Genomic DNA, 12,349 nt, shown 5'->3' on the forward strand with positions numbered 1-12,349 from the left:
GCAAAGACGGCGCTGAGGGACCCAGTCCGTGTGAGGGTCGGTCCGCTGCCTTCCCTATTCCTCCGGCGGACGCGGCCGGCCGAAATCCGGGGCCGCGGTCTCCTGGCCCTGCGCCACGATGCTGCGCCGGATCGCCCGGGTGCGGGTGAACATCGCGTGGAGCGCGTCGCCGTCGCCCCAGCGCACCGCCTTGGCGAGCGCCGACAGGTCCTCGTTGAACCGGCCGAGCATCTCCAGCACCGCCTCGCGGTTGTTGAGGAAGATGTCCCGCCACATGGTCGGGTCCGACGCCGCGATGCGGGTGAAGTCGCGGAACCCGCTCGCCGAGAACTTGATCACCTCGGACTGCGTCGCCGCCTCGAGGTCGGCCGCGGTGCCGACGATGTTGTAGGCGATCAGGTGCGGCAGGTGGCTGGTGATGGCGAGCACGTGGTCGTGGTGCTCGGCGCTCATCGTCTCGACGTCGGCGCCCATCCCCGCCCACAGGGCGCGGACGGTCTCGATCGCCGCCGGATCGGTGCCCTCGGGCGGGGTCAGGATGCACCAGCGGCCCTGGAACAGGGTCGCGAAGCCCGCGTCCGGCCCCGAGAACTCGGTCCCGGCGATCGGGTGCCCGGGGACCAGCGCGACGCCCTCGGGCAGGTGCGGCCGGACCGCCGCCACCACGGCGCCCTTCACCGAGCCGACATCCGACACGATCGCGCCGGGCTTGAGATGCGGCGCCATCTCGGCCGCCGCCGCCCCGATCGCGCCCACCGGCACGCACAGGATGACGAGGTCGGTGCCGGCGGCGCCCTCCGCCGGGTCGCCCGTGACGACGTCGGCGATGCCGAGCTCGCGCACCCGGGCGCGCACGGCCGCGTCGCGGTCCACCGCCACGATGGTCCGGGCGAGGCCGTAGCGGCGCGCCGCCCGGGCGATCGAGGAGCCGATCAGCCCGAGGCCGACGATGGCGAGGCGGCCGATAGCGGGCGCCTCGGTCCCGGGCGCCCCGGCCACGGACGTCTCAGCCATGCCGGCCCCGCACGAAGTCGCCGAGCGCGGCCAGGAAGGCTTTGTTCGCCTCGGCCCCGGCGACCGTCACCCGCAGGGCGTTGGGCAGGCCGTAGGCGGTGACCCGCCGGGTGATGAGGCCGCGCTCGGTCAGGAACGCGTCCGCGTCCTCCGCCGAGCGGCCCGGCGCGTCGGGGAAGTGGATCAGCAGGAAGTTCGCGACGCTCGGCGTGACCTCCAGGCCGAGCGCGCGGGCGCCCTCGGTGAGCTTCGGCAGCCACTCGGCATTGTGGGCGGCGGCGGCAGCCATGTGCGCCTCGTCGGCGATGGCGGCCGAGCCCGCGGCGATCGCCGGGCCCGAGACGTTGAACGGGCCCCGGATCCGGTTGACCGCGTCCGCCACGTGCGCCGGCGCGACCATCCAGCCGATCCGCACGGAGGCGAGGCCGTGGATCTTCGAGAAGGTGCGGGTCATCACGACGTTCTCGGCCTCGAGGGCCAGCTCGAGCCCGGCCGAGTAGTCGTTCGCGCGGACGTACTCGGCGTAGGCGCCGTCGATCACCAGCAGCACGTGCGGCGGCAGGCCGGCGTGGAGGCGGCGGATCTCGTCGAAGGGCAGGTAGGTGCCGGTCGGGTTGTTGGGGTTCGTGACGTAGACGATCCGGGTCCGGTCGGTGACCCGGGCCAGGATCGCGTCGACGTCGACGGTGAGGTCGCGCTCGGGCGCGACCACGGGCTCGCCGCCCGAGGCCAGGATGGCGATCCGGTAGACGAGGAATCCGTGCTCCGAGTAGATCCCCTCGGTGCCCGGCCCGCCATACGCGTAGGCCAGCAGCGACAGGAGCTCGTCCGAGCCCGCGCCGCAGACGATCCGCTCGGGGTCGAGCCCGTAGCGCCGGGCGATGGCGGTGCGCAGCACCGTGGCGCGCCCGTCCGGGTAGGTCTCGAGCTTGGAAGTCGCCGCGTGGAGGGCGGCCAGCGCCGCCGGGCTCGGGCCGAGGGGCGTCTCGTTGGAGGACAGCTTGTAGACCTTGCCGCCCCCGGGCCGCCCGCTCTTGCCGGGCACGTAGGTGTCGATCGCCAGGACGCCGGGACGCGGTTCCGGACGGGCGGGTCGGGGGGCGGACATTGCGGTGCGACTCGGGATGCGCGGGGTTCGGTCGGTTCCGCGCCCGTCTACAGCATTTCCTCGGCCGGTGAACCCGGGGCCGACTCCGGAGGTGGCGGCCCGACCCTGCCGGGGCGACTTGTCCGGCCCCACGGAGTCGTGCCTGTATGCCGGCGCTCCGCCGAAAGGCGCCCAACACGAAGGATCCCCGCATGCCCCTCGAACGCTACCTGGACGGCGGCGCCCACATCCTCCCCGCCGACGACTCGCTGATCCGCTTCGCCATGACGAACGGCCAGCGGGTGATCGCGGTCGAGGTCCCGGTTCCCGTGCTGCGCCAGCAGTTCGGCGGCGCCGACCTCGCCCCCCTGGAGCTGTTCGCCCGCAATCAGCCGGTGATCGAGGCCGCGGCGAGCCAGGCCTACGACCGCACCGAGACCCCCAACGACCTCCTCGATCTGGGCCCGGAGGATTTCGACACCCGGCCGGCCTCGGCCAGGACCTGATCGGCGGGACTTCATCGGCGGGACTTCAACCAGCGCGATCCATCCGGGGCGCCGCGGCAAATCGGCGACGCGCAAATGCCGCGGGGCACTCGCCACGTTTCGGCCTGTTGAACCGGGAGAACAGGGGCGCGTCGGGCGTGCCCCGACCCGCAACCCCTGGATGGATCGACGATGCCCGGTGACCTGATCCCCTGCAGCCTCTTCCTGATCGGGATCCTCGTTTCGGTCGCCGCGGATTGCCGCCTGCGGCGCGCCGAGGCGGCGCCCTGGGCCAACGGCTGCATCACGGCCGCCGGCGCCGCCCTGGTCTTCGCGGCCTGCGCGGCCGCCATGCGCTGAGGCGCCGGCTGAGGCGTCGGCGAGGAACCGTCAGACACCGGACGGACTTTCCCAGCGGCAACCGGGGGCGCGCCGAGACGCGCGGCGCCCCCGGTCGCGCGGCTGTCCGGGCGAGGTTCCCATGGTTTCGATGCAGGCCCTGATCGGCTGCGGTCTCGTGCTCGCCGGCATGCTGATCGAGAGCGCGGCGAGCCGGCACTGGCGGGCGGGCGTCCGCGCGGACCGTCTGGATGCCCGGGCCGCCCTCGCGCTCGGCCTGCCCGCCCTGGGGCTCGCCGTGATGGCCGCCCCGATCGCGTGAGCGACCCGACCGGGCCTGACCGTCCGGCCCGCCCGCGTTGACGCTCGGCCCCCCGCGCATTACCTCGGCGGGGCTGGCCGCGTCGGGCGAGTGCGGCGCGTCAGGCGATCCCGTGCTCTCCCGGTTCGGATCCGAACCGATACACGGTCGTCAAGACCCGCCATGGACACCCAAACGGACACGGCCCTGAGGCCGGACCCGATCGACGAGCCGGCGCGGCGCGCGTCCGAGCGCTCGCAGGCGCTCGACCCGAGGAGCCCGGTGGCGCGCTTCGCCGCCGACACGCCCCTGCTCACCGACGCGGGCGTCGAGCTCGCGCCCTTCCAGATCGCCTACCAGACCGCCGGCACGCTCAACGCCGCGCGCTCGAACGCGGTCCTGATCTGCCACGCGCTGACCGGCGACCAGTACTTCGCCCACACCCACCCGGTGACCGGCAAGCCCGGCTGGTGGGAGACGCTGGTCGGCCCCGGCAAGCCGATCGACACGGACCGCTACTTCGTCGTCTGCTCGAACGTCATCGGCTCGTGCATGGGCTCCACCGGCCCGGCCTCGATCGACCCGGCGACGGGGCGGCCCTACGGGCTGAACTTCCCGCTGGTGACGATCCGCGACATGGTCCGGGCCCAGGCAATGCTGCTGGAGCATCTCGGCATCCGGGACCTGTTCCTGTGCATCGGCGGCTCGATGGGCGGGATGCAGGTGCTGCAATGGGCGGCGCTCTATCCCGAGCGCGTCTTCGCCGCGATGCCGATCGCCACCGGCGCCCGCCACTCGGCGCAGAACATCGCCTTCCACGAGGTCGGCCGGCAGGCGATCATGGCCGACCCCGCCTGGGCGGACGGGCGCTACCTCGAGGCGGGCACCCGGCCCGCCAAGGGGCTCGGCGTCGCCCGGATGGGCGCGCACATCACCTACCTGTCCGAGCCGGCGCTGCACCGGAAGTTCGGCCGGCGCTTCCAGGGCGGCACGGCGCCGACCTTCTCGTTCAACGCCGATTTCCAGATCGAGAGCTACCTGCGCCACCAGGGCCTGAGCTTCGTCGAGCGGTTCGACGCCAACGCTTACCTCTACCTGACCCGGGCGATGGACTATTTCGACCTCGCCGAGGACCACGGCGGCGTGCTCGCCAACGCCTTCCGGGGCACCAAGACCCGCTTCTGCGTGATCTCGTTCACCTCGGACTGGCTGTTCCCGACCCGCGACTCCCGGGCGATCGTCCACGCGCTCAACGCCGCTGCGGCGCCGGTGGCCTTCGTGGAGGTCGAGAGCGACAAGGGCCACGACGCCTTCCTGCTCGACGAGCCGGCGATGTTCTCCGCGGCCCGCGGCTTCATCGACGCCGCCGCCCGGGCGCGCGGGCTGTGACGCGGATGGCGAGCGGCGGGCCCGGCAAGATGACCTTCGGCAAGCTGCCCCTGGGCAAGATCTCCTTGGGCAAGGTCCGCCACGGCGCCCCCTGGGAGGGCGCGGACGCCCTGCCCCACGCGGCCGAGGGCGGCGGCGCCCGCGTCGACCACCTCGTCGTGCTCGGCCTCGTCCCGGCCGGCGCCCGGGTGCTCGACATCGGCTGCGGCGACGGCTCGCTGCTGGCGCTGCTGCGCGACCGCCGCGCCATCGACGGGCGCGGGATCGAGCTGTCCCGCGAGGGCGTGAACGCCTGCCTCGCCCGGGGCCTGTCGGTGATCCAGGGCGACGCCGACACCGACCTCGCCAACTACCCGGACGGGGCCTTCGACGTCGTGGTCCTGTCCCAGACCATCCAGGCGACCCGCAATCCCCGGGTGGTGCTGGAGCACCTGCTGCGCATCGGCCGGCAGGTGATCATCTCGTTCCCGAATTTCGGGCACTGGCGGGTGCGCTCCGAGCTGGCCTTCCGCGGGCGGATGCCGGTCACCGAGATCATGCCGGACGCGTGGTGGGAGACGCCCAACATCCACCACTGCACGATCCGCGACTTCGTCGGCCTGTGCCGCCTGATCGGCGCGCGGATCGAGCACGCCACGGCGCTGGACGCCCGCGGCCGGCCGATGCGGTTCTCCATGCCCTGGTGGGTCTGGAACCTGTTCGGCGCGCAGGGCGTGTTCCTGCTCCGGCGCGAGGATGCCGGGCCCTAGAACCGCTCCCGAGCAAGGCGAGGCGGTGGCGCGTCGAGCCCGTGCCGGACGAGGCGCGGGTCCCCTCTCCCGTGCGGGAGAGGGGGCGTGGCGCGGATGTCTCGACCGGGGTCGTCGTCCTTCCCAACCGTTGCAACACGATCGGAAGCGGCCCCAGCATCGCGCCGCTGTTGTCCGGCGCTCGAGGGTCGCCGCGCGGCGCTGTCTCTCCCGGGCGCACCCGCGGCGCCCCGGCCCGGCGATTCCGCAATCCGTCTGAAATAGAGCAGAAACGGAGCTTGGCTATTTCTGGTCGCGTTCCCGTGATCGGACCGTGATTACGGATTCGTCCGGCGTTCATCCCGAGACGTGCGCGTCCACGAGGGGTCGTGGACTGTGCCCGGCTGCGCGGAAGACTTGCCGCAACCGCGAATTCCAGCAGGGTCGACAGGACACGTGCGCCGCGCGATCGTTCACATCGGGATGCCCCGAACCGGCTCCACCGCGTTCCAGGAGGTGCTGGCCCGCCTGCGCCCCCGCCTCGCCGCGGCCGGGATCTGCTACCCGAACCTCGCCCCGCCGGGCGCCCCCGGCAGCGACGACGTCAACCACTACCGGCTCGGCCAGGCGCTGGACCGGCGCCGCGGCGCCGCGGAGCGCCGCGAGGCCCTCGCGCGGCTCGACGCGATCCTGGCCGCCACGCCGGCCGACACGGTCCTGCTCTCCTACGAGGACTTCTCCGTCCAGCGCCCGTTCTGGCGCGTTCCCGAGATCCTGTCCGACCTGTTCGCGCGCCGCGGCTTCGCCCTGGAGGCGGCGCTCGTGGTCAAGCCGCAGGCCGAGCAGGTGGCCTCGGCCTACGCCCTGCGGGCGCAGGTCGTCGCCGAGGGCCGCACGTTCCGCGGCTTCCTGCGTTCCGAGGGCGGGTCCCGGCGCTACGACTACGCGGACCGGCTCGAGCCCTGGCGCCGCGCCGCCGCGGGGCGCGTCACCGCCCTGCCGTACCGCGACCGGCGGTCCGACGCGCCGCTGCTGGCGCGGCTGGTCGACGGGCTCGGGCTGGGCGAGCGCCTCGCGCCGCTCCTCGGCCCGGCCGACCTCGCCTACCGTACCAACCGGAGTTCCGGGCCGGTCGCGGTCGAGGCGTCGCGCCGCCTGTACCGGCTCGGCGTGCACCGTCAGGTGACCGGGCATCGCCGGCTGCTCGGCCACGTCCTCGACGACTGGGCCTGGGCGCGGGGGCTCGACGCGGAGCGGTTCCGCGGCGCCGCCCCGGAGGGGCTGGCCCGCGTCGCGGCGCGCTACGCGGCCGGGAACGCGCGCTTCGCCGCCGCCTGCTGGGGGCAGAGCTGGGACGCGGTGATCGCGGCCGCGCCCGCCGCCCCGCCGAACGAGCTCGCCGCCGGGCCGGTCGCGCCCGAGACGGAGGCCGCGGTCGAGGCGCTGGTGCGGGCGGCGGCGGCGCGGGCCGCCTTCCGGTCCCCGCCCGCGTGGCGGCGGCGGACGGCCCACATCCTGGAGGAGTGCCGGGAGCGCCTCGGCGAGGCCGTCGGCTACCCGGTCTGGCGCGTGCCGTAGGGGCCCGCGCGTGTCGATGTCCGAGAACCGGCGGCCGCCCGCGCGGACGCCGCCCCAGGCGTGTGACCAGGCGGTGGATATGTGCGTCGTGCAGAAGATCCCGCAGACGGTTCCGGCCGGCCTCCCTCCGGGCCCCGTGACCTGGCACCCCCTCCAGGCGCGGGAGGCGCGCTGGGCGCGCCTCGGCCAGGTGCCGGTGATCGCGTGGCTGACCGGCCTGTCGGGGGCCGGGAAGTCGACGCTGGCGGCGGAGGCCGACCGGACCCTGGTGGCGGGCGGCCGGCACAGCGCCGTCCTCGACGGCGACAACCTGCGCCACGGGCTCAACGCCGACCTCGCCTTCTCGCCGGAGGACCGCGCCGAGAACGTCCGGCGCACCGCCGAGGTGGCGCGGCTGATGGCCGAGGCGGGGACGGTGGTGATCGTCTCGCTGATCTCGCCCTACCGGGCCGACCGGGCGCTGGCGCGCCGGATCGCCGGCGACATCCCGTTCCTGGAGGTGTTCGTCGACACGCCGCTGGGCCTGTGCGAGGCCCGGGACCCGAAGGGCCTCTACCGGCTGGCCCGCGCCGGCCGCATCCCGGGCTTCACCGGCATCTCGGCGCCCTACGAGGCGCCGGAGCGGCCGGACCTGACGATCGCCACCGAGGGCCGCGGCACCGCGGCCTGCGCCCGCGCCCTGAGCGCGCGGCTGATGCGGCTGAGCCGGGCGGGCGCGGGTGCGGAGCGGGGGCGGTGAGCGTGTGGTTCCCGACGCGCACACCGGGTCCTCCCAGCCATCCCCTCATCCTGAGGTGACCGCGAAGCGGGGCTCGAAGGAGGGGTCCAGCCGGCCGCGCGATCCCTGGAGCCCGCCTTCGAGGCCTGCGCTTCGCTCCAGCATCTCAGGATGAGGGCGCGAATTGGGAGGCGCCTGGCTCGCCCTACCCGCCCGGCCAGCGCAGCTCCGCTCGCAGGCCGCCCAGCGCCGAGCGGCCGAAATCGAGCCGGGCGCCGGCGGCCTCGGCGACGTCGCGGGCGATGGCGATGCCGAACCCGGTGCCCGGCCGGCTCTCGTCCCAGCGCTGGCCGCGCCCGATCCCCGCGATGGCCGCGGCGCTCATGCCGGGGCCGTCATCCTCGACGGCGAGGCCCGGCTGGCCGGCGTCCGTCCCGGCTTCCGTCCCGGTGATCCGGACCCGCCGGTGCGCCCACTTCCGGGCATTGTCGAGGAGGTTGCCCAGCACCTCCATCAGCTCGCCCTCCTCGCCCGGATAGGCGAGGGTCCCGGGCACCGCCACGGCCCAGTCGAGGGACCCGCCCTCCGGCAGCCGCCGCAGGGTCGCGACGAGGCGTTCCGCCACCGGGGCGACCGGGCAGGACCGCCGCCGCAGGTCGCCCCCGGCCGCGACCCGCGCCCGGGCCAGCGCCCGCTCCACCTGCCCGCCCATGGCCCGCGCCTGCTCGGCGATCTCGGCCGCCAGCGCCGGGTCGGCCGACCCGGTCCGGCGCGCCAGCGCGTCCAGCACCGCCAGCGGCGTCTTGAGGCCGTGGGCCATGTCGGCGGCGGCGTCGCGGGCGCGGATCAGGGCGCGCTCCTGCGCGTCGAGCAGCCGGTTGAGATCGGTGACCAGCGGCCGGACCTCGTCGGGGAACTGCTCCGGAAGCCGCGCCCGCCGCCCGGCATGGACCGCCAGGAGCTCCGCCTGCAGCACCCGGAACGGGCCGAGCGCCCGGTGCACGAACAGGCCCATCGCCAGGGTCAGGACGACGAACAGGGCGACGAGCGCCGGGACGAGCAGGCGCAGGAACGTGGTCCGGCTCGCCGCGAGGCCGCGCCGGTCCTCCGCCACCGCGACCCGCAGCGCGGTCTCGGCGCCCGGCGCGCCGATCTGCAGCGGCCGCACCACCGCGATGAGCCGGCCGCCGTCGGGCCCGGTCGTGTCGAGGGTCGCGGGGGCCTGCGCGCCCGCCCCGGCCGGTCCCAGATCGAGGCTCCTGTCCCAGAGGGAGCGCGAGCGCAGCGCGCGCGATCCCGCCTCGACCTGCCAGTACAGGCCGCCGTAGGGCGTGGCGAAGCGCGGGTCCGGCAGGTCCCGGGACAGGGTCGGCGTCCCGTCCGGCGCGAGGCCCACCCGGCCGGCGATGAGCTTGGCGGTCCGGTCCAGATCCGCGACGGTGCGGGCGTCGAGCACCCGGTCGAGGATCACCGTGAGGCCGATCCCGGCGAGCACCAGCGCCAGCGCGATCAGCGCGGCCGCCGCGAGGCCGAGCCGCAGGCGGAGGGAGTCGCGCCTCACGGTCCGTCCGGTCCGGCAATCAGGTAGCCCTGGCCGCGGCGGGTCTCGATCACCCCCGGCCCGATCTTGCGCCGCAGGCGCGTCAGGAGCGCCTCCAGGGCGTTGGCCTCGCGCTCGGTCCCGACGCCGTGAAGGTGGTCGAGCAGCTCGCCCGCCGGCACGACCTGCCCCTGCCGGTGCAGCAGGAAGGCCAGCAGCCGGTATTCCAGGGCGGTCAGCTCCGTGGGCCTGCCGTCGACGCTGACCGCGCGGGTGCGGGTGTCGAGCTCGACCGTGCCGGCGCGCAGCACCGGCGCGGCGTGGCCGGCGGTGCGCCGCAGGATCGCCCGCAGCCGCGCGACCAGCTCCTCCATGCGGAACGGCTTGGCGAGGTAGTCGTCGGCGCCGGCGTCGATGCCCTCGACGCGCTCGCGCCAGCCGTCGCGGGCGGTCAGGATCAGGACAGGCAGGGTGATGTCGGCGGCGCGCAGGCGGCGCAGCACGCCGAGCCCGTCGAGGCGCGGCAGGCCGAGATCCAGCACCATGGCGTCGTACGTCTCGGTCTCGGCGCGGAACCACGCCGCCTCGCCGTCCGCCACCACGTCGGCGACGTAGCCGGCCCTCTCCAGGCCCTGCCGGATGTCCGCCGCGATGCGCGGCTCGTCCTCGACGATCAGGACGCGCACGGGCCGGCCTCCTCAATCATCGTCGTCCTCGTCCAGGATCTTGAGCGTGCCGGCATCGACCTTCACGGTCCGGCGCTTCCCGTCGGGCCCGAGGATGCGCAGCTTGTACAGCCAGTGCCCGTCGTCGTGCTTGAGGTCGACCGACACGACGTCCCCCGGCACCGCCGCCCGGGCCGCCGCCAGCACCGCGTCGAGGGGGCGGATCTCGCCGCTCTCCAGGGCCCGGCGGGCCCGGTCGGCATCCTCGGAGGCGTGCAGGGGCCCGCCCGCGAGGGTGGCCAGCAGGCCGAGGGCGAGAACGAGGCGGCGGGGCGGGAACGGGCTCATGCGGGCGCAGGCTAGGCCGCGCCGCCTGACGGGACGCTGACAGCCGGCGTCAGGGTCGCGGGGCGGGGCTTCGGCACAAGGGCCGCCATAGCCCTTCCGGAGACCTGAGACCATGTCGCTCTACGTCGGTATCCTCCTCGCCTGCGCGGCCGGCCTCGCCGGCACCCTCCTCTGCCCGGACGACAGGGGCGACCGCTCGCGCCTGCCGCTCCTCGCCGCGCTCGTGGCGGGCGGCCTCGGCTGGCACGGCCCCGCGCGGGCCGGCGAGATCCTGCGCGGCCCCGCCCAGGTGATCGACGGCGGGACGCTGCGCGTCGGCGGACGGCCGGTGAGCCTGTTCGGGATCGCCGCGCCGGAGGCCGACGCGACCTGCGCGGACGCCCGGGACCGGCCCTACCCGTGCGGCCGCGACGCCGCCCGGGCGCTCGCCGACCGGATCGGCGGGGCGGCCGTCACCTGCGAGCCGCGGGGCGAGGCGGGCGCGGCGCTCTGCCGGGTCGGCGAGGCGGATCTCGGGGCCTGGATGGTGGCGCAGGGCCTCGCCCTGCCCGACCGGGACCTCGCGCCGGACTACGCGCCCGCGGCGGACCGGGCCTGGGGGCGCCGCCTCGGCCTGTGGTCGGGGGTGTTCCAGGATCCCGCCGAGCGGCGGGGCCGCCGCGCCGCCGCGGGCCTGCGCGCCGCCGGGTGACGCCCCGTCCTCACGGGAACGCTCCCGGGCGCGCCCGGTTGGACCGGAGAGCCCGCCCGGGCGGCGGTGGACCCGCGGAGGCCCCATGAGGATCCTGACCCGTACGACGCTGCTCGCCGTCCTCCTCGCCGGCGCGACGGGGACCGTTCACGCCGCCGAGGGCCGGGGCAAGGCCGGCCAGGATGCCGGCGCCCGCACGACCAGCATGGGCGCGGGCGGCCTCAGCGGCACCGGCGCCACCCGGGACGGCGCCCGCACGGGCCCGGTCGAGAGCAAGGGGCAGCCGGGCGGCGCGAAGCCGCCCTCCGCCCCGAAGGCCGGGACGGGCCGCTGATCCGCTCCGGCACCTCGGGATGAGGCGACGGGTCGGAGACTCCGTCCGGCCGGGCCGCGCTACTGCGAGCGGCGGCTGAACGAGACCGCGTAGGCCTGGACGCGGGCGTCGATCAGCGGGTCGTCCGAAACCTCGATCCCGTCGGTCAGGTTGTTCGGCATGAACAGCAGCGCCTTCTCGGCCTCGGCGCTGTCGGGCACGACCTTGCTCACCGTCACGGTGCCGAGATCGACCGTCTTCCGGTCGTCCGGCCAGGGCTTGGTGGCGTCGTTGGTGGGGTCACCCGGCTCGGCGAGCTGGGCCAGCATCCGGAACCTCGCCGGAGTCTTGGCGACCCGCGGGCCGATCTCGGCCATCAGGAAGTTCGGATCGCGCTTGGCCGCCTCCTCGGGGGCGAGGATTTCCTCGCCCTCCACCGGCACGAAGCGGAACCGGAACGGCTGCCGCTTGCCGGCCGCGTCCACCAGGATGAAGGCGTTGACGCCGTTGTAGGTCTGCCGTGCGAGGCTCGACGGGGTCCTGGCGGTCCCGCCCGCGGTGGCGGCGGCCGGGTGGGCGGCGGCGAAGCGCTCCAGCGCGGTCGGATGGGCCGCGTTCGGGCCGCTCTCGGCGGCGGCCTTCAGGAGGTCGCGGAACTCCTCGCCCGTGGCGACCGGGAAGTACTTCAGCGAGTTCGTGACGACGTCCATCTCGGAGCCGTCGCTCAGCTTGAACTTGAGGGCGAGGCCGTGCGGGTTGGCGTCGGCCGCGCCGTCCGGGATGGTCGGGACGCCGGTGGCGTCCGAGAACCGGATCGTCACCGGCACCGCCGGCCCCTGGAACAGGGAGGCCTTGCTGATCTTCGCCGCCTCGGGCGACGGGGTGAAGCTGCCCTCGGCGACCACGCCCTTGGCGTGGTTGGCCCGGGCGCCCGGATGCTTGCCGAACAGCGTGTTCATCACGTCGATCGTCTGCTCGGCGGTGGAGGCCTCCTGGGCCAGGGCCGGGGCGGCGGCCGCGAGCGCGGTGCTCAGCAGGAGGGCGAAACCCGATCTCGAACGCAGCATGGGAACCTCTCGGCAGCGCGGGCTCTCGGGAGCCGGTCAATGCGGACCGGACCATCTTCTAGGGAGCGAGGCAGCGAGGGCACAAC

At 75.1% G+C, this 12,349-nt stretch carries 15 protein-coding genes; 9 read left to right on the forward strand and 6 right to left on the reverse strand.

The window, feature by feature from the left end; all coding sequences use genetic code 11:
- Positions 1-54 precede the first annotated feature (54 nt).
- Together C4T42_RS22185 and C4T42_RS22190 are read right to left on the reverse strand one after the other, a co-directional pair.
- Positions 55-1,014 (reverse strand): prephenate/arogenate dehydrogenase family protein, encoded by a 960-nt coding sequence (locus C4T42_RS22185; RefSeq protein WP_042673722.1) that lies wholly within the window; start codon positions 1,012-1,014, stop codon positions 55-57.
- Positions 1,007-2,122 (reverse strand): histidinol-phosphate transaminase, encoded by a 1,116-nt coding sequence (locus C4T42_RS22190; RefSeq protein WP_020095224.1) that lies wholly within the window; start codon positions 2,120-2,122, stop codon positions 1,007-1,009. Before C4T42_RS22190 ends, C4T42_RS22185 begins: the two co-directional genes overlap by 8 nt.
- A gap of 191 nt (positions 2,123-2,313) precedes the next feature.
- Between C4T42_RS22190 and C4T42_RS22195 the strand changes: the two genes are divergently transcribed.
- The 7 genes from C4T42_RS22195 to cysC all read left to right on the forward strand — a co-directional run bounded on the left by C4T42_RS22195 (position 2,314) and on the right by cysC (position 7,660).
- Positions 2,314-2,607 carry a hypothetical protein gene (locus tag C4T42_RS22195; protein WP_026605255.1) on the forward strand — a complete coding sequence of 98 codons (294 nt, stop codon included), beginning with the start codon at positions 2,314-2,316 and terminating at the stop codon, positions 2,605-2,607.
- Positions 2,608-2,778: 171 nt separating this feature from the next.
- A complete protein-coding gene (locus C4T42_RS32045) occupies positions 2,779-2,946 on the forward strand; it encodes a hypothetical protein (protein ID WP_020095222.1) in 168 nt (55 codons plus the stop codon).
- A 121-nt stretch (positions 2,947-3,067) separates the two neighbouring features.
- A complete protein-coding gene (locus C4T42_RS22200; RefSeq protein ID WP_020095221.1) occupies positions 3,068-3,247 on the forward strand; it encodes a hypothetical protein in 180 nt (59 codons plus the stop codon).
- 162 nt (positions 3,248-3,409) lie between these two features.
- Positions 3,410-4,615 (forward strand): homoserine O-acetyltransferase, encoded by a 1,206-nt coding sequence (locus C4T42_RS22205; protein WP_020095220.1) that lies wholly within the window; start codon positions 3,410-3,412, stop codon positions 4,613-4,615.
- Between the two features lie 29 nt (positions 4,616-4,644).
- Complete coding sequence (gene metW, locus C4T42_RS22210) at positions 4,645-5,364, forward strand: methionine biosynthesis protein MetW (RefSeq protein ID WP_051123778.1); 720 nt, start codon at positions 4,645-4,647, stop codon at positions 5,362-5,364.
- A 462-nt stretch (positions 5,365-5,826) separates the two neighbouring features.
- Positions 5,827-6,921, forward strand: coding sequence for a hypothetical protein (locus C4T42_RS22215; protein WP_083916261.1), 1,095 nt, complete (start codon positions 5,827-5,829; stop codon positions 6,919-6,921).
- Between the two features lie 79 nt (positions 6,922-7,000).
- Complete coding sequence (cysC, locus tag C4T42_RS22220; protein WP_020095217.1) at positions 7,001-7,660, forward strand: adenylyl-sulfate kinase; 660 nt, start codon at positions 7,001-7,003, stop codon at positions 7,658-7,660.
- Positions 7,661-7,844: 184 nt separating this feature from the next.
- Here the strand turns inward: cysC and C4T42_RS22225 are convergent, their stop codons facing one another.
- The 3 genes from C4T42_RS22225 to C4T42_RS22235 are packed head-to-tail and all read right to left on the reverse strand — an operon-like array spanning position 7,845 to position 10,192.
- A complete protein-coding gene (locus C4T42_RS22225) occupies positions 7,845-9,200 on the reverse strand; it encodes a sensor histidine kinase (RefSeq protein WP_020095216.1) in 1,356 nt (451 codons plus the stop codon).
- Positions 9,197-9,865, reverse strand: a complete 669-nt coding sequence (locus tag C4T42_RS22230; RefSeq protein ID WP_020095215.1) for a response regulator transcription factor — start codon at positions 9,863-9,865, stop codon at positions 9,197-9,199. Before C4T42_RS22230 ends, C4T42_RS22225 begins: the two co-directional genes overlap by 4 nt.
- Positions 9,866-9,877: 12 nt before the next feature.
- The gene (locus tag C4T42_RS22235) at positions 9,878-10,192 is read right to left on the reverse strand and encodes a PepSY domain-containing protein (RefSeq protein WP_020095214.1); all 315 of its coding nucleotides are present in this window, start codon (positions 10,190-10,192) and stop codon (positions 9,878-9,880) included.
- A gap of 112 nt (positions 10,193-10,304) precedes the next feature.
- On the opposite strand from C4T42_RS22235, the gene C4T42_RS22240 reads away from it, so the two are divergent.
- Both C4T42_RS22240 and C4T42_RS22245 read left to right on the forward strand, forming a co-directional pair.
- Positions 10,305-10,883 carry a thermonuclease family protein gene (locus C4T42_RS22240; RefSeq protein ID WP_020095213.1) on the forward strand — a complete coding sequence of 193 codons (579 nt, stop codon included), beginning with the start codon at positions 10,305-10,307 and terminating at the stop codon, positions 10,881-10,883.
- A gap of 85 nt (positions 10,884-10,968) precedes the next feature.
- Positions 10,969-11,217 (forward strand): hypothetical protein, encoded by a 249-nt coding sequence (locus tag C4T42_RS22245; protein WP_020095212.1) that lies wholly within the window; start codon positions 10,969-10,971, stop codon positions 11,215-11,217.
- A 59-nt stretch (positions 11,218-11,276) separates the two neighbouring features.
- On the opposite strand, the gene C4T42_RS22250 is transcribed toward C4T42_RS22245, so the two are convergent.
- Entirely contained in the window at positions 11,277-12,263 is a 987-nt protein-coding gene (locus C4T42_RS22250) for a catalase family peroxidase (protein ID WP_020095211.1), read from the reverse strand.
- Positions 12,264-12,349 lie beyond the last annotated feature (86 nt).

The sequence above is a fragment of the Methylobacterium sp. 190mf genome, from assembly GCF_900107945.1.
Classification (GTDB): Bacteria; Pseudomonadota; Alphaproteobacteria; order Rhizobiales; family Beijerinckiaceae; genus Methylobacterium.